Source organism: Algoriphagus sp., from assembly GCF_030694375.1.
Taxonomy (GTDB): domain Bacteria; phylum Bacteroidota; class Bacteroidia; order Cytophagales; family Cyclobacteriaceae; genus Algoriphagus.
Genome location: NZ_JAUXYL010000003.1, coordinates 149,631 through 172,856 on the forward strand (window position 1 = coordinate 149,631; position 23,226 = coordinate 172,856).

The window sequence follows — 23,226 nt, forward strand, 5'->3', positions numbered from 1 at the left end:
AAATAAGGATTGGAAAATGAGTGCGAGGGTTGCAGGAGATATTGCATAATCACATCAATATGTGAGGCTGTAAATCACTATTTAAAATTGAGGAAATAGAAAAAATCACTGCTTATTCAGCTACGAGTATAGTATACACACTGTGGAATTAACACACCTTCAATTTTAAAAAAGGTAAGCTCAAAAAGCCTACCTTTTAAGAATTCATCAATCCAAAATTAATTTATGAGGTAAATTTCATGCTTACCATAGGCGCTCAGAAAATAACTTTTGGATAAATTATCCATATAGATATCCTTAAGCACATTTTTGTCTCCATACAGTACGGCTACCACCTCTCCTTTTTTATTGATAAAAGTTACACTTGGTATTTCCTCTATTTCGATTTCCAACTGTTCTATAGTCAGTTCCTCTTTCGATTCCCTATTTTCATTTTTGGAATAAACTGTAAAATGTCCTTCCACACCCTGTCTAGCCGCAAGTAGGCTAAGCTGCTGCGCATGTGCATTCCAATTAAAATAGGATGCAAACACAATCCCTAAAATGGCAATTGCCATTCTTCGATTAAAAATTAATTTCTTCATACGATTTAATAAGTTTCTTTTTTCTGTTATGTGGGAGATGAGATTTAGGTAGAAAAAGTTGCAAGGTATTTATCACCAAATGTCAAAATCACATACTTATGTGAGCGCCCTAGTATTTTTTCAATTGTAAAAATGGTGTGGAAATAAACCTGCAAGTATATTCAAGACATACTTTAATATAGTTAGGAAGCCAATTCACTAAGATTTATTCAGGTTTATTAAAAGTAGTTAGCAGATCTCACCATTCTTTTGTGTCCTAGCTGAAAAGTCCCGTGCAACCTCTAATGTGAATATCCCATCATGCGGTAGTAAATAATTCTTAAACCAATTCTTATTTCTATCATGAAAACTTTTAAAAAATCCACACTCACACTGATGGTGATCAAATCATTGATTATTCTTCTAGTCGCCAGTTCCTGCGAAATTATGCGGGAAGAAAATTTCTCTGTTGAAAAGGACAAAAAATCAAAGGAAAGCACCTTCTACGGCCCTGCAGTTCCCATGGGAAATGGTAAAGCACAAACATTTATTACTATCAACAGCGGAGGAAAACCATCTGCCATGGGAGTGGCACTGAGCGAAAAAGCGCTGGAAAGTCTTCCAACCGATCAGGAAGGCCATCAGCATAAAATAAATCATGAACCCTATTTTGAATATATCCTGCAATTTCCAAAACAGGCAGAAATGACACCCTACAAATTTATGACTATAGATTGGGCGCCTCAAGGACATAAGCCTGAAGGGATCTATGATTTGCCCCATTTTGATTTTCATTTTTACATGATTTCAAATGAGGAAAGGTTATCAATCACTCCTTTGGAAGAAATGGACCCGGAAATTCCTTTAGCCAAATACATTCCCTCCCCCTATATTCAGCTTCCGGGAAGAGTACCTCATATGGGAGTTCATTGGATAAATCCCTTAAGCCCAGAACTTGCAGGTGAAACCTTTACCAGAACTTTTATATATGGCACTTACAAGGAGAAAGTGGCATTTATGGAGCCGATGATCACCTTGGATTATATCAAGAGCAAACCAAGCCATCTGGATGAAATTCCTCTACCCACACATTTTCAGGTATACGGCTTCTATCCTTCCAAATACAGGGTGAGCTATAATCCAAGTAGAAAAGAATACCTGATTATGTTAACAGATTTTTCATTTAAAATGGCAGACGAGTAATCGCCTGACATATTTCTTGAATATCAATCCCCGGGCAATTCCGGGGATTTTTTTGTTATTGAATTTAGCTTTCAAACCCGAACTGCGGCCGGAGTCTTTGTGTCCGGACAGACCCTGGCAAATTGAATATTTTGGTTAAGATTCAAATCTCTCTGCTAATGGATTGATCCCCCATCGCTGGATAAATTTGGGGAAGTTTTGAACTTGTACTCAATCAAGGCTAGGTCACTTGTTTACATAACTTAGCGATTTTTGAATTTCACGAATCAAACAATGATTTTTTCAACCCTTAGAAATTCAAAAAAAAGATCAAAACATCTTATTTTAAATTAAATCCAGACTTTCCGGTTTGAAACTCTCATTTTCAGATCTATATAAAAAAATGGTTTCTGACATCTCGAATAAGTTTGTCCTTATTGAATTTTCCTAAATGACAAAAAATTGAGAATCAAACCAAGTATGATTTTTTGGAGAAAAAACTAGCGGATTAAGGGTTGATTTTTTGGATTGGTTTATGAAACCCGCGTTTAGGTTTCAATCTGCATAAATTATACATTCGCCTGTACTAATGTCAGTTAAGGAAAATTTCCCTTGATTTCGCTTAGGTATCGCCCAATAATTACCCAAAAACCTGCTTGAAAAGGAAGCTTTTCAAGAAATCAGAATCTATGCCATTAATAAACAACCTGTGTCGATGGACCTTTTGTTTTTTGGCCTTGCTGTCCCTGTCAGTGACAAGGGTACAGTGCCAAAAACTCGAAGAACGACCTGATCTGAAATTCCAACGAATCTTCGAAGGATTGATCAACAATCGGATATCCACTATAAATCAGGACAAACTTGGCTTTATTTGGGTGGGAACTTTCAGTGGTCTTCACCGATATGAGGGCTTGGGTTTTACGGTATATTCCACAAGCACGGATTCCACGAGCATCAACGATAATTACATTGGTTCCATCTATGAGGACAGCAGGAATCAATTGTGGATCGGAACTGGCAGTGGAGTAGCGCAATACAACAGGAAAACCGATGATTTTACAAGGTTCAATCTCAAGTCCGACAATCCGGTACAGGGTGGGGAAAATAATTTGGTCAATACTATCCTAGAAGATGAAAAGGGTACAATATGGGTCTCCAGTATTGCTTCGGGCTTATTCTTTTTTGATCGACAGCAGCAGCAATTTTTGCCTTATAAAGTCGAAGGAATCGTAGCTATAAATGGTATGGCAGCAGGTGAAGGTGAGGTATTATGGCTGGCAACTTTAAATAGTGGCTTGGTCAAGTTAAACACTCGAACCAAACATACCACATTTTACCAGCATGACCCTGCCAATCCCAGATCTATCAGCTCGAATAATCTAAAAACCCTCGTCATGGATCCTGAAGGAAATCTTTGGGTAGGGGCCAGAAGTCAGGGACTGAACAAGATGGTTGTGGAAGAGGACAAGGTTAGCTTTGTCAGGTATCTCCATGATCCGGTAAATCCGCTCAGTTTATTCAATAATAATATTTATAAGCTCTATATAGATCAAAAAGGCAAACTCTGGAGCTGTAATGAAAATGGGGGACTTCACCTTTACAATAAAGAAAAAGATACCTTTTACAGATATCTGAATGATCCGAAAGAACCTAAAAGCCTTACGCATAATTCGATCTGGAATATCTTTCAGGATAATCAGGATCGATATTGGGTAGGCACCGCCCAATCCGGCATCAATCTGGCAGATCCCCATGCTTCCAAGTTCACCCACTTTTTCAAAAATCCATTAAATCCGGAAAGCTTGAATAATGACATCATCAGGGATTTTTTGGAAGCAAAAAGCGGAAACATCTGGGTAGCCACTGATGGCGGTGGACTGAATTATTATGATCCATCGAGGGGTACATTTAAAATCTTTAAAAATGATCCTCAAAACCCAAAATCTCTGAGCGCTGATGCAGTCATCAGCCTAAATGAAGATCCGGAGGGAAAACTTTGGGTAGGTACCTGGGGGGGTGGACTCAATATTTTACTGGATGAGAAAAAAGGGGATTTCATCAACTTCAAAGAATGGATCAAAAATGAAAAATATCCAATCCAGCATGTTTTCGATGTTCATTTTGATTCAAACTACATTTGGGTAGCGGCTTTCGATGAGGGTTTGTACCGCTATGATTTAAAAACGAAAGAGCTCAGGCTATTTGATAAAAATGACAGTGATTTAGGTGGAATTTCTTCCAGTCAGATACTTCGCCTTTTCGAAGACAGCAAAAAAAATCTTTGGATCGCGACCCAATCCGGTTTGAATAAGATACATCCGGAAGACAGGGCAAAAGGTAAGTTCAAAGTCTACCATCCGACTGAATCAGATCCTAAAAGCCTGCCAAGCAATTCTATTCGGCAGATTTTCGAGGACCGAAATCAAACTATTTGGATAGCGACAGACCGGGGGCTTTCACGTTATATGGCTGAAGAAGATAATTTCTTCACCTATCACCAAAAGGATGGATTGCCTGTGAATGAAATCAACTCGATTGTAGAAGATGATAGCGGTTTTTTGTGGATAGGAACCATTAAGGGGATTTCAAAATTTGATCCGGTTCAACAGGTTTTCACAAATTTTGATCGATACGACGGCTTACAGGGAAATGAATTTTCCAGGTATTCGGTCCTCAAAACCAGAAAAGGCGAATTACTTTTTGGGGGAATGAATGGATTCAATCTTTTCCATCCCGATCACTTGGCTTCCAATCCCCATCTCCCTCAAATTTACCTGACCGATCTCAAGCTTTTTAATCAACGTGTAAATTATAAAGCGCCTGATTCACCTTTGCAAAAACATATCTCCGCCACTGATACTCTTACACTCTCCCATCGGGAAAACGTGCTGACCTTTGATTTTATAGCATTGAATTATACCCACCCGGAGCAAAACCAGTATGCTTATATATTGGAGGGATTTGAAAAAGAATGGAACTATGTGGGCGCTCAGCGAAATGCCACCTACACCAACTTAAACCCCGGCACCTATATATTTCGAGTCAAAGCGGCCAACAATGATGGCTTATGGAATGAAGTTGGCACCTCTTTGGTCTTAGTCATTACCCCGCCATTTTGGAAAACCACCTGGTTTGTGGTCATCACAGCACTTATGTTGACAGGCATTTTAATTCTTGCCTATAAACTGCGAATCCGAGCCATCAAGGATCGAAATAAGCAGCTTGAAAACACCGTTGAAGAGCGAACCACCATGCTCAAGCATGCAAACAGCGAGCTCAAGAAGCACATCAATGAAAAGGACAAACTCCTTAGTATCATTGGGCATGACCTGAGAAATCCATTTTTCTCCATCATAGGCTATATGGAACTCCTGGAGGAAGAATTTCAAAACACTCAAAATATCGAGCACCTGGAGAATATCCGGTATCTCCTGAACGTCTCACGGAACACCCATAATCTCTTGGAAAACCTTTTACAATGGGCAATCAAGGAAACGAAGCTATTTGAGGTGAAAACCGAAGTGATTGACATGAATCAACTGGTAGATAAAGCCATAGGCATGGTTTCTTCCCAGGCTGACTATAAAAAAATCACGCTGGAGAAATTATTTTCAGAAAATGTATTAGTCCATGCTGACCAGAATATGATCCTGACAGTGGTAAGAAACCTGATATCCAATGCTATCAAGTTTTCTGATCAAAATTCCAAAATAGAAATCTCTGTCAGGGAAAAATCCGGAGCCATTATCACGTCCGTCAAGGACTATGGCACGGGAATGAATGAAGAGGTGCTCAACAAACTGTTTTCAAAATCAAAATTCCAAAAATCAGGTACGATGGGCGAAATGGGCACAGGATTGGGATTGGTACTCTGCCAGGAAATAATCAAAAAACACTTTGGTAAAATCTGGGCAGAAAGTAAACTTGGGGAGGGCAGTACCTTCCATTTTTCTCTCAGCAAGAAAGAGCATGCAGAAGTAGCTGTTTAGCACCCAATCGCTCCCGACAGCTAGTAGGATAATCAAAATTCCAGAATAGCACTTGACAGAGCATGAGCATGATTTGAACTCCATGCATTGGAGCCTCTTGCAGTTGGAAATTCAGGGGAACATTCACAACCCTTTCACCCAATCCTCAGCTTCCTCCGAAGTTTCAAAGATTCTGTAAGGAACCGGCTGCTTTTGAAGCGAAAAGATCATTTTCAAAATAGCCCGGATGGCAGCATTGGGAATGATGTAGGCTGTTCCGGCACAGTAATGTTGCATCAGATCCTTGTTTTCCCTGAGCCAGCTTGCCTGCATTTTTTGCTGAGAAAGAGAAGGTATGCTGGCTTTGGACGCATCAAAGATGATGGACAATCTCTTTTCATTCCGATAGCAAGCTTTGGTTTGATCCAGGTAGGTTTGGAAGTTTTCATCTGTACTTTTATTTCCGGTAAAACCAATTCTTACGATTGGAAATGAGGATTCATCGATGATTGCGTAAGGTTCCATGCTTTTCAAACAGGATTTGGGTCAAAGAGTTTTTGATAAAATTGAGACCATACTCTTTCTTTTCAATGAAGCTGAAAGACATGCATCTGATACCTGATAAACCGGCATGGAAACGATAGGTCCCAAGAACCAAACTAAATCCCTACAATGGAGTATAAGTTAAGTGGCATTGAGCGAACAAAACCTGCAAGGAATTTTCTGCATGAAGATTATCTCAAGACCCTTTAACAAACCATTTCTATCGTGTTCGTTTAGATTTTTTGCTTTCTGAGCATCTGATTTTTCACCCGAGCGAAACCAACCCCTATCAACAAGACATGTCTGAACAAAACGGAGTAATGATGCAGTTTTTTCATTGGTACACCCAGGGTGACGGAAGTCTATGGAAACAATTGGCAGAAAGTGCCCAAACCCTTTCAGAGGCCGGAATTACCGCACTTTGGTTGCCTCCCGCATACAAGGGAGCAAATGGGGGATACGACACCGGATATGGTGTTTATGACCTTTTTGACTTGGGTGAATTTGATCAAAAAGGCAGTGTTCGCACCAAATACGGAACTCGTGATGAATACCTCAATGCAATCAAAACTGCACAATCAGGGGGAATTGAGGTCTATGCTGATATTGTTTTTAATCACAAAATGGGAGGCGACGCGGAAGAAAAATTTTTGGCTACACCCTATAGTCCTACCAACCACAACGAGCCAATCGCCGAAAAGCAGGAGATTATGGCTTGGACTAATTTTACTTTTCCCGGCCGAAATGGAAAATATTCGGAACTCCAATGGCACTGGTGGCATTTTTCAGCCACCGACCGTAATATGTATGATCAGGAGATGGAGGCAGTTTTTCTTTTTGACGGGAAGACATTTGGCGAAGAAGATCCGGCCGAAGGCAATGTGGACTTTCTGATGGGCTGCAATATAGACACCAAAAATCCGGATGTACGGCAGGAGTTGTTTTATTGGGGTGAGTGGTACTTGGAAACTACGGGGGTAAATGGATTCCGATTCGATGCGATGAAGCATCTGGAATTTGGTTTTATGCTGGATTGGATCAGGCATTTGCGCGAAAAATCCGGAAAAGATCTATTTGTAGTCAGTGAATACTGGACTGGACACAGTGATGCTATCCAGCATTTCATTGAAGTAACAGAGGGCAACATGATGTTATTTGACGTCAATCTCCATTACAATTTTGCAAGAGCCAGCAAGGATGGTTCTTCCTTTGATTTGCGGACTATTTTTGATACTACGCTAGTCCAAGATCATCCGGACTTGGCAGTCACATTCGTAAGCAATCACGATACGCAGCCGCTCCAGGAATTGGAATCTGTCGTTGAAAAATGGTTTAAGCCCTTGGCCTATGCGCTTATTTTATTACGTCAGTCAGGCTATCCTTGTATTTTTGCTGCAGATTACTACGGGGCGCATTACTCCGATCAGGGAAAAGACGGACAGGAATATGAAATCTGGATGGATAGCCATCAGGATCTATTGAATGGCTTCCTGTATGCGCGCAAAACCTTCTGCTATGGCCCGCAATATGACTATTTGGACGCCCCTACATGCATCGGTTGGACACGGACAAGCAATGAACGGAATCCAACCGGAATGGCAGTACTGCTAAGTTCAGGCGATTATGCCACCAAACACATGGAAACAGGCTCGGCCAATACGCAATATTATGATATGACAAATCAAATTCAGGAAGACGTATGGACAAACGAATCCGGTTGGGGGGAGTTTAGGTGCAATGCAGGATCTGTTTCGGTTTGGCTTCCGAGGTAAAAAAAGGAGTCAACTTGAATTCCCTGAAAAATTCAACTTATTCTCGCATTTACGGTCTAAAAATCCGATTTTGACCCGGAATAAAATCTCAGTTTCCATGTCTAATATCCAACTTATCATCGAAGAACGAGCCGCTGATATCGGAAAGTTCTTGGTGGGACGTCTGCTTCCTTTTCGGCAAAAACGAATGATCGGTCCCTTCATCTACATTGACCACATGGGGCCAATCAAACTTAACGAGCGGGAACAAATGGACATTCGGCCCCATCCGCATATCGGATTGTCGACTTTGACTTTCCTATTTGAGGGAAGTATCATGCATCGTGACACCCTAGGAAATACCGTGGAAATCAAGCCCGGCGCTGTAAACTGGATGACTGCGGGAAAAGGAATAGTACACTCCGAGCGGACGCCTGAGTACCTGAGAAATGAAGATAAAACGATGCACGGTTTACAAATTTGGGTGGCACTGCCCAAGCATCTGGAGCAGATGGAGCCGGAATTTTTTCATATCGAAGCCGATCAACTTCCGGCTTGGAGTGATGGAAATGTGGAAATAAAACTGGTAGCCGGTGAAGTCATGGGACATCGCTCACCTGTGCCGGTGTATAGTAAACTCTATATGCTGGAAATCAAAAGCCTGAAACGGCAGACGCTGAATCTGGGGGAACACCTCTATGGAGAGAGCGGACTTTACATTCTTAACGGGGGTATCGAAAGTGAAGGAAACCGATTTGGCCCAAAGCAGATTTTGGTGGCGAAAGATGCTTCGCTGTGCGAATTTGTGATTGAGGCTGACAGTGCAATCTACCTTTTCGGTGGTGAGGCATTTCCCGAAGAACGCATGATAGACTGGAATTTTGTCGCTACGAGCAAGGAGCTCATTCAGGCCGCCAAGCAAAAATGGAAGGAACAGAAGTTTGACAAAATCCCGGGGGATGAAGCGGAATTTGTGCCCTACCCAAGCTTGAAGAAATAGGAGATTTTTCCTGCCCTAACTCGCCTCAAGACTTTCAGGAATAGCCCTGTTTTAAAAAAAATCCAAGCTTCCGGAGTTTAATTCAGCAGCTAAAAAAGCTCCAAGCTCAATCGGTAAAAAACAAAAAACCCCCGGAACATTGTCCCGGAGGTTTTGTCAAAAAAAACCACCAACCTTAAATCAATCATGCTTTGAGATTGCGGAGCCTCATTGCGAGTTTGTCCGCCAGCAAATACATGACTGGTACGATGACTAACGTAATGACTGTGGCAAAGGTTAACCCAAAAATCACAGTCCAAGCCATCGGTCCCCAAAAGGCTGCATTATCTCCTCCCACATAAAATTGTGGATCAAATTCCGTCAATAAAGTCCCAAAATTGATGTTCATGCCAATCGCAAGCGGGATCAATCCAAGCACTGTGGTGATCGCTGTGAGTAAAACAGGACGAAGTCGGGTCTTGCCTGCTTCGATAATACTGGACAACAAATCTTCGTATTCTAAAAACGCTCCTTCTTTTATCCCTTTTTCTTCCCGCTTCCGCTCCCTTACCAAATTGGTGTAATCAATGAGTACAATCGCATTGTTTACAACCACCCCTGCCAGGGAGATAATTCCTATTCCGGTCATAATCACCACAAAGTCCATATTGAAAATAACTAATCCCAAAAACACCCCTATTGTACTCAACAGTACCGAAGTCATGATGATAAAAGGACTGATCACGGAATTAAATTGAGCCACAATGATTAAGAAAATCAACGACACCGCAATCATGAGCGCATTGAGCAAAAAGGCCATTGACTTCGCTTGCTCTTCTTGCTCTCCTGTGAATTTGACTGATAAGCCATCAGGGATCGTGTAGTTTTCCATCAATTCTTTGATCTTATTATTGATCTCGGTAGGGTTGTATCCGTCGAGCACATTCGAAAATAGCGTGATCGCCTTTTCCAGGTCCTTTCGTTTTACCGATCCATAGGTTGATCCATACTCAATAGATGCGACTGCCGAGATGGGTACTTCTCGCTTATCTCCAAACTTATCTCTAAAGCCTATTTTCTTGTTGACAAGGGTATTGATGTCATACCGATATTCTTCGGAAAGGCGCAGTTGGATAGGGAAGTCCTCTTCTCCCTCTTTGTATTTTGATACCTCCAGACCAAAAAGGGATGTCCGCAATTCGGTGGCAATCTGAGAGGTGGACAAGCCAAATCTTCTGGCTTTCTCTCGATCAATTTGAACCACTACTTCGGGGCTTCCTAAAGAAAGGTCAGACTTCAGTTCCTCCAAGCCCGGAATATTGTTGGACTCCAGGTATTCTTTGGTATCCGCTACGAAAGCGATCAACTGTTCATAATTTTCCCCGACAAATTCAATATTGACAGCCTTGCCTACCGGCGGTCCATTTCGCTGCTTATCCACTGTAATGAGGACGCCAGGATATTTCTCAACCAAATCACGGATCGCTTCCATGGCACCATTGGTATTGATGCCTTGTCTATTGATGTAGTCTACAAACCCTATTGTAATTTTAGCTTTGTGCGGAGTAGCTTGCTGACTTGGACCTTCGGTAGGATCTCCGGTTCCTTCACCCACCTGTGTGATCACAGACTCCAAAATATTGCTATATGGCTCCAATGCAATCAACATTTCATCTTCCATCATATCTACAAAGGTGTTGGTCGCATTGATGTCGGTCCCGATTGGAAACTCTATAAACACATTGACCAATTGCGGCTGATTATCTGGGAAAAAGAGCACTTTGGGAGATCGAATCACCAACAAGGCAAGTGATAAAATAAGCAGGGTGAAAATTCCTCCAAAAAACAGGTAGGGCTTTTTGCCATGCAGCGCAAACTGGAGTGTAGATTCATAGGCATTTTCAAGTTTGACCAAGAAAACTGTCTGAAACCATCTGATCGCTTTTCTCAATAAGAACACATTGAACATCGTCAACACGGAGGCAACCAAGGCCAATGATCCAAAAGCTGTCCAGCCTATCAAAAAGAAAATTGTCGATAAGATCAGGAAAACGCCCGCTGTGATAATTGATTTCTGCTTTGGCTTTTCTTTCCCCAATTCGTCAATCTTCATAAACATGGATGTCATCACCGGATTGATCACCAAGGCTACAAAAAGGGAAGATGAAAGTACAATGATCAGCGTAATCGGAAGGAATTTCATAAACTCCCCTACTAAATCATCCCAAAACGCCAAAGGAAGAAAGGCCGCCAAAGTCGTGGCTGTAGAAGTGATAATCGGCCAAGCCACCTCTCCTACTCCTTCTTTTGCAGCTCTAATGGCAGGTTTACCTTCCTGCATCAAGCGGTAAACATTTTCCACCACCACGATACCATTATCCACCAACATCCCCAAAGCAAGGATCAAGGAGAAAAGCACCATCAAATTGAGTGTAATCCCAAAGGAATTCAATATCAAAAAGGAAATGAACATGGAAAGCGGGATCGCCGAACCCACAAAAAGAGCATTTCGGAAACCCATGAAAAACATCAAAACCAAGACAACCAGGATAATCCCAAAAATGATGGAATTTTCCAGATCACTTACCTGCGTTCGGGTTTGCTTACTCTGATCATTGGTAATGGTAATCTCAAGATCCTGCGGAAAGCGGTTGGCTTTGGTGGTTGCGATGATGGTTTTAATCTTATCGGCAGCATCCAGGAGGTTTTCCCCACTACGCTTGGTGACATTGATCGTGACCACCGGCAGGTTTTTGCTTCGGGCATAGGAAGTCCGGTCTTTGAAGGTGTCCTTGATTTCGGCTACATCTCTCAGGTAGACTATCTTTTGCTGATCGGTCTTCACGATGATGTCCAGCAATTCATTGGGATTTGTAAATTCTCCATCTACTCGAAGGGTACGCTCGAAATCCCCGCTTTTAATACTTCCTCCCGAGATAGTCAAGTTCTCGGCCTGAATAGCGCCGGAGATGTCTCCAAAACTCACGCCGACCGCTTCCATTTTATAAGGATTGGCATTGATCTGGATTTCCCGCTCGATTGTTCCCGCCAAGTCCGCTTTAGAAATTTCCGGGAGCTTTTCGATCGCATCCTCCAAATATTCTCCAAACTTCTTCAGTTCCTGCTCTGAATAAGGCCCCGAAAGGTTCACATTCATGATTGGAAAATCAGAAGTATTGATTTCAACCACATTCGGATCCTGATCGAGATCAGTTGGAAGCTCGCTTTTGGATTTATCGACCGCATCCTTGACATCTTGGATCGCCTTTGAAATCTGAATGCCGGGGTTAAACTCGACTACAATAGAAGAAAAATCCTGAACTGATGTTGACTTGATGTACTTCACATTATTAATCGACTTCAGTTCCTTTTCGATCGGTCTAGTAATCAGGTTTTCAATATCTACCGGTGAATTGCCCGGATAAGGCGTGCCGACATAGACAGTAGGAATGACGATTTCAGGAAAACTTTCCTTGGGCATGGTACGATATGCTCCAAGGCCAAGAACCGTAATAATCAGCGTTAAAATAACCACGGATGTGGAGTTGTCTACACTGAAACTAGACAGTCCAAATTCCCGAATAATACCGGATTTAGGAGTATTAGTCATAAATTACAATTGAGCAATATTGACACTGAAATTATCTCCAACCTCTCGGAATCCTTTGTCTACCAATATTTCGGTACCTGACAACCCTTCCAATATTTCGGTTTCGTCACCGGCAGTTAGTCCCCGCTTCACGTACTTCTTTTGCGCAGTTTGATTTTCAACGGTGAATACATAGTCACCCTTCGTATCTGCCAAGATCAAATGCGCGGGTATCAGTACACTGTTTGAATTGCGATAATCACGGATTTTCAATACTGAAATCATATTTGGCTTAAGGCCTGACATGTTAGGCAAAGCGACTTCCAGTTTGAAAGTTCTATTATTGGGATTGATGATTCCCCCTATAGAAGATACCCGGCTTGTCAGGGATTTATTGATCGAAGGGAATTCTATGTTGACAGTGTCCCCTTTAGCCAAAACCCCTACGTAACTTTCCGATACATCCGCCTGAATAAATAAGTCACTTTCCCCTACAAACTCAAACATGGGTACCCCCGGCTGAACCAGTTCGCCCATCCGAACTTGTACGGTTTCGATTGTACCATTGAATGGAGCTCTGACGTAGGACTTGTCCAATTGTGTCTTCATCGAAGCCAAATTTTTCTCCAAGCCCTCTTTCCGGTTTTTTGCTTCCAAATACTGGATTTCTGTGCCGATTTTTTGTTTCCAGAGGCGTTCTTGCTTTTGGAAAATGGTAGTGGCCAATTCCAAAGAGTTTTCCATTTCTTCCAGATTTCGCTGAATAGATTCAGCATCAATCTTGGCCAGGATTTGACCCTTGCTCACCCGCATGCCTTCCATGACCGGGACTTCAAGTATTCTTCCTGAAGTCTCAGCACTTATACTTACGTTTTTCTTGGAAAGTACCGAGCCGGTGACTTCCACATAATGTGTAAACTCCCCTTTGCGGGCAGCAACAGTAGTTATGAGAATGGACTTTTTATTTGCGTTGGCAAAATCAGGATCAAGCTTAGAAATTTCAGCTTCCAACATTTTGATTTCACTGTTCAGCTCGCCTACTTGGTCCCTGAGTTCGGAAAGCTTCGTTTTCTTGGCGTCTACGCCTTCTTCCTGAGCGCAGGAAATTACTATCCCTGCAAGGATGAGTACTGGGAAAAATTTAAAGATACGTTTCATATCAAGAAGATAATTTTGAATGGGGAATAATAAGTTGGTTTAGTTATTCAAATTGGCTTTCAACAGACCAAGGGCTTTTTCAAGATTTACTTTCGAAATCAGTCCATCATACAGTGCCGCCAAATAATTAATCTCTGCTTCAATCAAGGCACCGTCTGCATTGACTACTTCCAAATTAGACCCGACACCTTCCTGATATTTAATCCTGGCGATTTCGAATACTTCCTGAGCCAGTTCGAGATTTTCACGCTGGATATCGAGGATATTAAGATCATTCTTGAGATTAGACTTGGCCGTGAATATTTCGTTTATGAAATTATCATTTAGGAAAAACCGCTGATTTTCAAGCTGATTGATGGTGTACTTGTTCTTCTGAATCCGAGCGCTTTTGCTCAGTCCGTCGAAAATCGGAATGTTCATACTTACTCCAAGAAGGGAGCTTCCAAACCAATTTTTGCTATCAAACACTGTGTTCAATTGATTACCGGCACCAACTCTCCTTGCATTTCCGATAAAATCAATTGTGGGCATATACTGGGAGGTGTTAAACTTCAAGTCCAACTGCACCAGCTCAATCTGAGTTTTCAATTGGTCAAGTTCAACTCGTCCGTCACCTTCAAGCGCCAATAACTGATTAAGTTCCTCTTCGGGATTTAATTCCTGAAGCGTCTCAGCTATCAGAATATCCACTGTAAGTGGCATTCCCATTTGTATTTTCAGGATTTCCTTGCTGATTTCCCAGGCAGTCCGACTGCGTTCCATTTGACTGAAGGTATTGTTACGCTGTACCTGAATGCGGGACACTTCGATTTTTTCAGCAAATCCAGCCTCATTCAGGGCTTTGGTTTCCTTGAGTAAGGAATCGATTCTGCCAAGGTTAGATGCTGCTAGGCGGATTCTTTCCTGGTTCACCAAAACGCCGAAATAGGCCTTTTTCACGTTTTCAATCACGTCATTTTCGGCTTTTACCAGATCAAAATCCGTCAGTTGGGTCAAGGTTTTTGCGGCACGCAAGCCCACAAAAAAAGACCCGTCGAAAATCATTTGAGTCATATTTACTCCCAACCCTGATGAATAACTCACTCCAAACCTGGCGGGAATTACATCACTGGGATTGGAAGGATCACCAAAAGGAGGTTGATTGGGAAGAAATACCACCGGTATTTGGGGATTGTAGTCCAGATTAAAGGATCCATTGATCTGAGGTAAACCCAGGGCGGTCTTTTCCTTTACTGTTGCTTTGGAAATCAAGGTCTCCAATCGTGCATTTTTGGTAGTTACGTTATTTTCAATGGCATACAAAATTGATTCATTCAAAGTCAGTTGAGCGACTTCTTGAGCTTGCATACCTGAAAAGGTCAGTAAAAATACCAAGGCTGTAAAAAGGTACTTTTTCATAGGTGGGGTAGTTTTCAATCTTCTATTGCTTGCTGTGTAGTGAAGGCTATACGACCTTTTTCTGTAAAAATCCCATGTAGAAAATGGTCCAACAAAACCATCTGCTCGTCTGCTAAATTGTGATTTGGGTTGCTGAAGTTGGATGGATCAAAAGATGAGGTGATCTGATTGACTCGAGTTTTGGCAAGAATTTCAGAATCGATTTCAGCTCTGAAATACCCAAGTTCCTTTCCTTTCTCAATCACTTTGACCAGATCTTTCATGATCACTTCGACTTTGAAGGCTTCAAACATTCTCCATGCTTCCGGGAAATATTTTTGAATCTCCAGGATCACCATGGGGTTCATGTTTTGCAATCTTTCCCGCATCATTTTTGAAGTCTTGACTAAGTGCTCAATCACTCCGTCCTCAGTCTCCAGAATGAATGCAAGTTTGCACCTGTCTTCATCCAAAATTTTCTCAAAAGCTTCCTTGACCAAATCCTTTTTGTCAGAAAACTCCTGGTAAATTGTTTTTTTTGATACGCCTGCTTGACGGGCTATATCCTCCATAGTCACTGCACGCACTCCATACCGGGCAAACTGCTCAGTGGCGATTTCTAAAATCCGCTTTCTCGTCTCCAATTCTTTTTCCTGAATTTCAATGCAAAACTATGGAAACTTTTTATTGTTCAATAGTTTCCATAGTTTTATTTAAAATATTATTTTGAAAAATGAAGTTTCAACCGTTCAAAATCGCACAAAAAGAATTTTTAAAACCATATACAAAATATTATTCCATTCTTTTTTTAATTCCTGAATTAAATTTTCTATTCTACAAATTTCTCAAAATATAAATTTCTGACTCCATGAATTATTTAATTCATCCAAAAGGAAAATTGGCTTATCAAAAAGTCGGAGATGGTAAAGAAGTGTTTTTGATTTTCCATGGATTTGGTCAATGTCATCGGGATATGCTCCCCATTGAGAGAATTAGAAAACCAAATCAATGTTTTTTGTTTATTGATATGTTTTATCATGGACGAAGCCAATGGGCTGATTCTTCCAAAAAACTCGATCGGGTCATCTGGTCAGAATTAATTAGATCACTCCAAAAACAGGAAGACTTCAGAGAGTTTCATTTGATCGGTTACAGTATGGGGGGAAAATTCTCATTGCTCACCTATGAACTTTTTGTGAAAGAACTTAAGAGTATGACCTTACTTGCCCCTGACGGAATCAAAACGGGTCTTTGGTATAGCATGGGCAATTATCCCAATTTCTTTCATGCCGCATTCAAAGGGGTAGTGTTCAAACCCAATCGTTTCTTCGGCTTAGTCGATGGGCTGAATTCCTCAGGATTGGTCGAAAAAAGCTTGGTGAAATTTGTAAAGACTCAAATGGAAACTAGATCCAAGCGAGCACAAGCCTATTTTGTCTGGAAAGTTTTTGGGTCAATTCAACTGCAACTTGGAAATATTATCCGGCAGGCAAGAACCTACCGGACACCAATCACTTTGTTCATCGGAGAATATGATAAAATGGTCACCCATAAAAACCTCGACCGATTCAGCGGAAAAATCCCACAGCTGAAAAACGTCACACTGCCTGTAGGTCACGGGCAATTGATTGAAGCTGCAGTGGACTATTTAAGATTTGAAAATCAACAGGATAAGATTTGAAGGTTAATTTCTCAGGTGGTGGAGAAAACCAGAAAGTATCTTAGGCCAATAAAAGCAAGTCCCTGTTGGCTAATTGATCGGACATTGGTCAATTTGCTGATCGCTCACTAACCACCGGCAAGAAGTTGAGGTATTTTTGAGCATCCTACACTCTTCATTTGACTTTTCCCAATCTTTCAATCCTTCATACTTTTCAATCTATCACTCGATTCCTTACATTTGCAACTTACCAGCCCAAGGACATGATTTTCTTCTTTGAATCACCTCAGAAACTCATTTACGGAGTTCAAGTTCCTCACCCATTAAGTACCGAAGACACCGAAAAACTCACCTGGCTTTTTGCAGAAGCAAAACCTATACAGGGAGAAAAAGTAAGTGGAAAATACGCCGGCCCACGAAAAGAAATGATCACTCCTTGGTCTACCAATGCAGTGGAGATCACGGGGAATATGGGAATCCGGGGAATTGTTCGGATTGAGGAATTCACTCCTTTATCCGAGGAGGCTCAGATTGACCCAATGCTTCAGAAAATATATGAGGGCTTGGATCAGGAGATTTTTGACATCCATCTTCAACCTGAGCCGATCAAAGCCATCACCGACATCGCCGCATATAATAAATCAGAAGGTCTTGCGCTGAGTCAGGAAGAAGTCGATTACCTCGATAATGTAGCAGTACAGTTGGCTCGTCCATTAACAGACTCAGAAGTTTTTGGCTTTTCCCAAGTCAATTCCGAGCATTGCCGACACAAGATCTTCAATGGAACTTTTGTCATCGATGGAGAAGAAAAACCATTGACGCTTTTTCAACTCATCAAGGAAACTTCTAAAAAACACCCCAATCGAATCGCGTCGGCCTACAAAGATAACGTGGCATTCGTCACGGGGCCAAAAGCACAGCAATTCGCTCCGAAAACCCAGCATCAGGCAGACTTTTTTGAAACCAGAGAGATTGATACGGTCATTTCCCTGAAAGCGGAAACGCATAATTTCCCCACAACGGTAGAACCCTTCAATGGCGCAGCAACCGGAGCCGGTGGAGAAATCAGGGATCGATTGGCAGGCGGAACTGCCTCTATTCCTTTGGCTGGAACGGCAGTCTACATGACTTCCTATTCCAGATCGGAAAAAGGCCGAAGTTGGGAGAAAAACCTGGCTGAGCGTCCTTGGCTTTATCAAACTCCTATGGATATCCTGATCAAAGCTTCCAATGGAGCTTCAGATTTTGGCAACAAATTCGGTCAGCCGCTGATCGCTGGTTCTGTCCTGACTTTTGAGCACGAGGAGGATGGAAAGCACCACGGATTTGACAAAGTAATCATGCTGGCTGGTGGGGTTGGCTTCACAAACGCCAAATACACCAAGAAAAGCGAACCCGCAAAAGGTGACCAAATCGTCATCATGGGCGGAGACAATTATCGCATTGGCATGGGTGGATCAGCTGTTTCTTCATTGAATACCGGCGAACTTTCTAACGCCATCGAACTGAACGCCATCCAGCGCTCCAATCCAGAAATGCAAAAGCGTGTTTCCAACGTGATTCGCGCAATGGCGGAGAGCGAAAATAACCCCATCATTTCCATCCATGATCACGGAGCTGGAGGACACTTGAATTGCCTTTCTGAATTGGTCGAAAGCACCGGTGGCACAATACACATTGATAAATTACCTGTTGGAGACCCTACCCTTTCCTCCAAAGAAATTATAGGCAACGAATCCCAGGAACGAATGGGATTGGTCGTGGGCAAGAAGGATGTGGACACCTTGAAGCAGCTTTCCGTGCGGGAACGCGCGCCATTCTATGTGGTGGGCGAGACGACCGGAGACATGCATTTCAAGTTTGAAAACAGTAAAACAGGCGAAAAACCTGTGGACTGGAACTTGGCCTACATGTTTGGCTCTTCCCCAAAAACTATCCTTGAGGATAAGTCTGGCAATGCAGCTTTTGCCGAAGGCGAATACAATCCCGAGCACCTCAAATCCTATATTTCGGAAGTCCTTCAGCTGGAAGCTGTGGCCTGCAAAGACTGGTTGACCAATAAAGTCGATCGCTCAGTCACAGGTCGTGTTGCTACGCAACAGACGGTTGGTGAAATCCAAGTTCCGTTAAATGACGTGGCTGTCATGGCCTTAGACTATACCGGGAATAAGGGAATCGCTACTTCGATTGGTCATGCTCCTGTGGCGGCATTGGCAGATCCTGAGGCAGGCAGCCGATTAGCCATCGCCGAGGCCTTGACCAATTTAGTTTTTGCTCCGATTGCGGATGGATTGGCGGGAGTTTCACTTTCTGCCAACTGGATGTGGCCTGCAAAAAACAAAGGTGAAAATGATCGGCTATACAGAGCTGTACAAGCAGTTTCTGAATTCGCAATAGAATTGAGAGTGAACATACCTACAGGAAAAGACTCCCTTTCCATGACCCAGAAATATCCTGACGGAAAAGTGGTCTTTTCTCCGGGTACAGTGATAATTTCCACCGTCGGTGAATGCTCGGATATCAAAAAAACGGTAAAGGCAGCGCTTTTACCCAAGGTGGGTAGCAAGGTACTTTACATTGATTTTTCCAAAGATTCAGCCAAACTCGCAGGTTCTTCTTTTTACCAAATCCTGAATAAAATCGGGACTGAAACCCCTACTGTCACCGATTCTGCCTATTTCGCAGCTGCTTTTGGAGCGGTTCAAAATCTGATCGAAAAAGGATTGGTGCTGGCCGGTCACGATATTTCATCAGGCGGAATCATCACAGCTTTGCTTGAAATGTGCTTCCCTTCCAGGAACCTTGGGTTGATGGTTAAAGAATCCCGCCTGAAGGAAACGGACTTGATCAAGGCCCTTTTCGCAGAGAATCCGGGAATCCTGATCCAGGTCGCAGCTGATCACAAGGTAGAAGATTATCTCACTTCGGCTGAAATCGACTTTGTGGAATTAGCTGAAGTTACCCTAAACGGAACGGTGACGCTTGAAAATCAAAGTCTGAACGTGACCGAAATGCGTCACCTTTGGTTTAGCTCATCCTATTTATTGGACAGAAAGCAATGCGGAGAGAAACTGGCCAAAGAGCGATTTGAAAACTATAAAAACCAAGCCCTTTCCTATCAATTTGCAGAAGGCTGGAGAGGCAGCTTTGCAGCAGCAGGATTGGATCCATTCCGCACCACAAAAGGAAAAGCCAAGGCTGCGATCATCCGTGAAAAAGGCGTAAATGGTGATCGGGAAATGGCCTATTCACTTTGGTTGGCAGGATTTGAAGTGAAAGACATTCACATGACTGACTTGATTGCCGGTCGTGAAAACCTGGAAGATGTACAACTAATCGTCTTCGTCGGTGGCTTCTCCAACTCGGATGTTTTGGGTTCGGCCAAAGGCTGGGCCGGTGCATTCCTTTACAATCCAAAAGCCAAACAAGCACTCGATAATTTCTACGCGAGACAGGACACACTTTCTTTGGGCGTATGTAATGGCTGTCAACTTATGATCGAACTTGGGCTGGTTACCCCAGATCACGATCAAAAGCCAAAAATGCTCCATAATGCAAGTCATAAATTTGAGTCCTGCTTTGTGAATGTGACCATTCCGGAAAACAACTCTGTCATGCTGGGATCTCTGAGCGGACAGCGATTAGGTGTTTGGGTAGCACACGGAGAAGGCAAATTTTCACTTCCAAAAGGTGAAAACGGCTACAACTTCGCCATGAAATACAGCTACGCTGCTTATCCGGGAAATCCAAACGGTTCTGACTTTGCGACAGCCGGTATTGCTTCAGAAGACGGACGTCATCTTGCCATCATGCCACACATCGAGCGAAGCCTAAAGCCTTGGAACTGGGCATACTATCCAAGTGATCGAAACGATGACTTTACGCCCTGGATGGAGGCTTTTGTGAATGCTAGGAAGTGGGTTGAGGGGCATACCTAAACTTCGGTGTTCGATATTCGACATTCGGCGTTCGACATTCGATGTTCGATATTATTTTGATTCGAAATTTGAAGTTTGAGATTTTAGATTGAAGAACCTGCAAACCGAAAAACTTGAGAATTTCAAATCTCGAATCCCTAATCTCAAATCAACAAAAATCCCTTGGAGCAATCTGAGGGATTTTTTTTAGTTATATCAAGTAAATGGTATTGGGACATATGAATTTAGTTAGCATATTCGTGGATAAAAAAGTGCTATAAACGACTTAATCGCATCTTAAACACAGAAAACGATTGACTATAAAGATGTTAAGATCACTTTTGCAAATCGACACAACTTAAAAAATTAAGTAATCAAACAATGGCAAAATTTTTAAATACAACAGGCATTTCATATCATCTTGAAGAGCTTATCAAAAACACAAAAGACAGACTGATTTTAATTAGTCCCTATCTTCAATTTCATAAGAGAGTTAAAGACCATTTAGAAAATTTAAATATTCAAAAAAGAGACATTAGAATTATTTACAGAGAAAATAAACTTCAGGTAGAAGAGAGTAATTGGCTTGAAAAACAAATTGGAATTAGGACAAGTCTCTGCAATTCTCTTCATGCAAAATGCTATATAAATGAAAATGAAGCTATTGTAACTTCAATGAATCTATATTCCTTTTCTCAACAAAATAATGATGAAATGGGCATTTATGTAACTAAGGATCAAGATCGAGAATTGTTCAATGACATTTCTGAGGAGGTTCAAAGACTTCTTACAATTAGTGAGGAAATAAGAGTTTCTGTAAAAAAAGTTGATAAAGAAATTGAAAAGGAAACAGAGAAAACAATTTCAAATTTAGAAAAACCAAAAGACCTATCTAAATCTAAACTATTAACTACAAAGGAATTATCTGAATTAACAGGGATAAGTAGTAGAAAAGTCAATAGTTGGTTTACTGACAAGAAACTTATGTATAAAAAAGATGAAGATTGGATAACTACAAAGCAAGGAAAAGAAGTTGGTGGTATTGAAAAAGAAGGCCAATACGGAAAATTTGTAGTTTGGCCAGAAGATATGGCCAAACATATAAAGGAATAATAATATCCGTCCATATTCGCTAAAAATCAGAATTGATTGAAAAATTGTTCGGTTCTTAAGAAAATATATCCTGAATTCGGAAGTATTTGAGAGTCAAAGGGCTGAGATTCGAAATTAACTGCCAATCGAAAGCTTGAGAATTTCAAACCGTAAATCTCAAATCAATAAAATCCCTTGGAGCGATCTGAGGGATTTTTTTTTAGGAAAATTGAATCAAGTGCTGGAACCGAAAAGAAAGGAAAAGTGATTTTCCAATACTATTTATAAAATCCTAGACTCTGTTTAGTTCGCAAAACACCCAACTATCCTTAACCGTTTTGTAATCGTGAACAAATTCGAATTCTCATCCCCTAATATCCCAACCAATTTGTACTCGGAAACAAATTCAACTTAGCGTATTGGGATGAACTCGAATTGCAAATCCGTTTGGATACAAAGGCGTTTTGTTCCGGATGGCAATCGCGGATTAAACCTAGCCCAAGACAAGGCAAACGTGGTCAAAGGACCTGAAAAAACATATTACCGGTCTTCAGAATAATCGAGCGAAGATAATACCGACTATTTGCTAACTTTTGCTGAAGATGAAATCGAGCATGTCCCCTGAGGTGACACACAAAGAGATGAATATAATACGTGCAAAGATTCTCCCGATGAAAAATCGCGACAGGCTTTGTGACCGCTAAAAGGCTATTACAAACACATGAAAAGTAAGACGAACATCAAACTTCCGCTCACAGCCACTGAAAAGACCAGGTTGAGAAAGCATAAAATCAAGATTGCCAACATTCTTGACTTTGCTAAGGACGAATTGGAAGTTTTGCTTCAGGCTTCAACCGAACGAGCAAAGGAAATCTATGCCTTGGCAGAGTTTCAAACTGTCCCCTCCGTCGGGATAAAATTTGCCGAGGACCTGGTGTTTTTAGGTTACTATTCGCTCAGCGAGCTAAAAGACAAAGACGGAGCAAAACTGACAGACGAATACGAACTGAAAAAAGGGTATTGGACAGACCCTTGTGTGGAAGACCAATTTAGATTGATCGTTTACGCTGCAAAGACAAACGACCAGAAAAAAACGTGGTGGGACTTTACGGCTGAGCGAAAAAAGTTTCGCGCTGAAAACGGGTATCCTGAGAGCAGACCCCAAAAAGCATGGTTTGAAATTCTGGGATATGGAGGAAAGGACAAGAAAGGCAGCCATTCCGGAGCGTAGAGTTTTGGGTTAAGCGGGGTCCCTGAGAGGACTTCGACTCCTGTCACACTGACACTTCGACTTCGCTACCAATGACAGATTGTGTTAAATTTTGTTTTTTCTAATTATTCAAAATTATATTCCGAATTCTTGAAGTATGATTTCTCGCCATGAACCAGTTTATTCTGGTTTTAAGTTTAGGTTAGGTTATTCTTTTTCTTCGTTCTTTTGGCTTAA

14 protein-coding genes are annotated in these 23,226 nt (G+C 41.8%); 8 read left to right on the top strand and 6 right to left on the bottom strand.

Annotated features, from left to right (window positions below):
• Positions 1-218 precede the first annotated feature (218 nt).
• Positions 219-584 carry a hypothetical protein gene (locus Q8M62_RS00750; protein WP_304901165.1) on the bottom strand — a complete coding sequence of 122 codons (366 nt, stop codon included), beginning with the start codon at positions 582-584 and terminating at the stop codon, positions 219-221.
• A 342-nt stretch (positions 585-926) separates the two neighbouring features.
• On the opposite strand from Q8M62_RS00750, the gene Q8M62_RS00755 reads away from it, so the two are divergent.
• Positions 927-1,766: a DUF5602 domain-containing protein gene (locus Q8M62_RS00755; protein ID WP_304901164.1), complete on the top strand. Its 840-nt coding sequence runs from the start codon at positions 927-929 to the stop codon at positions 1,764-1,766.
• A gap of 668 nt (positions 1,767-2,434) precedes the next feature.
• Complete coding sequence (locus tag Q8M62_RS00760) at positions 2,435-5,734, top strand: two-component regulator propeller domain-containing protein (protein WP_304901163.1); 3,300 nt, start codon at positions 2,435-2,437, stop codon at positions 5,732-5,734.
• A 123-nt stretch (positions 5,735-5,857) separates the two neighbouring features.
• On the opposite strand, the gene Q8M62_RS00765 is transcribed toward Q8M62_RS00760, so the two are convergent.
• Positions 5,858-6,238 carry an STAS/SEC14 domain-containing protein gene (locus tag Q8M62_RS00765; RefSeq protein WP_304901162.1) on the bottom strand — a complete coding sequence of 127 codons (381 nt, stop codon included), beginning with the start codon at positions 6,236-6,238 and terminating at the stop codon, positions 5,858-5,860.
• Positions 6,239-6,555: 317 nt separating this feature from the next.
• Between Q8M62_RS00765 and Q8M62_RS00770 the strand changes: the two genes are divergently transcribed.
• The gene (locus Q8M62_RS00770; RefSeq protein WP_304901161.1) at positions 6,556-8,028 is read left to right on the top strand and encodes an alpha-amylase; all 1,473 of its coding nucleotides are present in this window, start codon (positions 6,556-6,558) and stop codon (positions 8,026-8,028) included.
• 97 nt (positions 8,029-8,125) lie between these two features.
• On the top strand, positions 8,126-9,007 hold the full coding sequence (locus Q8M62_RS00775) for a pirin family protein (RefSeq protein WP_304901160.1): 882 nt from the start codon (positions 8,126-8,128) through the stop codon (positions 9,005-9,007).
• 184 nt (positions 9,008-9,191) lie between these two features.
• Here Q8M62_RS00775 and Q8M62_RS00780 read toward each other — a convergent pair whose 3' ends face one another.
• Genes Q8M62_RS00780 through Q8M62_RS00795 form a run of 4 tightly spaced genes read right to left on the bottom strand, consistent with a single transcriptional unit; the run spans position 9,192 to position 15,754 of the window.
• Positions 9,192-12,596 (bottom strand): efflux RND transporter permease subunit, encoded by a 3,405-nt coding sequence (locus tag Q8M62_RS00780; protein WP_304901159.1) that lies wholly within the window; start codon positions 12,594-12,596, stop codon positions 9,192-9,194.
• A gap of 3 nt (positions 12,597-12,599) precedes the next feature.
• Positions 12,600-13,733 carry an efflux RND transporter periplasmic adaptor subunit gene (locus Q8M62_RS00785; RefSeq protein ID WP_304901158.1) on the bottom strand — a complete coding sequence of 378 codons (1,134 nt, stop codon included), beginning with the start codon at positions 13,731-13,733 and terminating at the stop codon, positions 12,600-12,602.
• Between the two features lie 39 nt (positions 13,734-13,772).
• Entirely contained in the window at positions 13,773-15,131 is a 1,359-nt protein-coding gene (locus Q8M62_RS00790) for a TolC family protein (RefSeq protein ID WP_304901157.1), read from the bottom strand.
• 14 nt (positions 15,132-15,145) lie between these two features.
• Positions 15,146-15,754, bottom strand: a complete 609-nt coding sequence (locus tag Q8M62_RS00795) for a TetR/AcrR family transcriptional regulator (RefSeq protein ID WP_304901156.1) — start codon at positions 15,752-15,754, stop codon at positions 15,146-15,148.
• A 224-nt stretch (positions 15,755-15,978) separates the two neighbouring features.
• Here Q8M62_RS00795 and Q8M62_RS00800 point away from each other — a divergent pair, with 224 nt between their 5' ends.
• From Q8M62_RS00800 to Q8M62_RS00815, 4 genes are all read left to right on the top strand, one after another.
• The gene (locus Q8M62_RS00800; RefSeq protein ID WP_304901155.1) at positions 15,979-16,791 is read left to right on the top strand and encodes an alpha/beta fold hydrolase; all 813 of its coding nucleotides are present in this window, start codon (positions 15,979-15,981) and stop codon (positions 16,789-16,791) included.
• A gap of 242 nt (positions 16,792-17,033) precedes the next feature.
• Entirely contained in the window at positions 17,034-20,708 is a 3,675-nt protein-coding gene (gene purL / locus Q8M62_RS00805) for a phosphoribosylformylglycinamidine synthase (RefSeq protein ID WP_304901154.1), read from the top strand.
• 360 nt (positions 20,709-21,068) lie between these two features.
• The gene (locus tag Q8M62_RS00810) at positions 21,069-21,800 is read left to right on the top strand and encodes a phospholipase D family protein (RefSeq protein WP_304901153.1); all 732 of its coding nucleotides are present in this window, start codon (positions 21,069-21,071) and stop codon (positions 21,798-21,800) included.
• A gap of 700 nt (positions 21,801-22,500) precedes the next feature.
• Positions 22,501-23,010, top strand: a complete 510-nt coding sequence (locus Q8M62_RS00815) for a helix-hairpin-helix domain-containing protein (RefSeq protein WP_304901152.1) — start codon at positions 22,501-22,503, stop codon at positions 23,008-23,010.
• Positions 23,011-23,226: the final 216 nt, after the last annotated feature.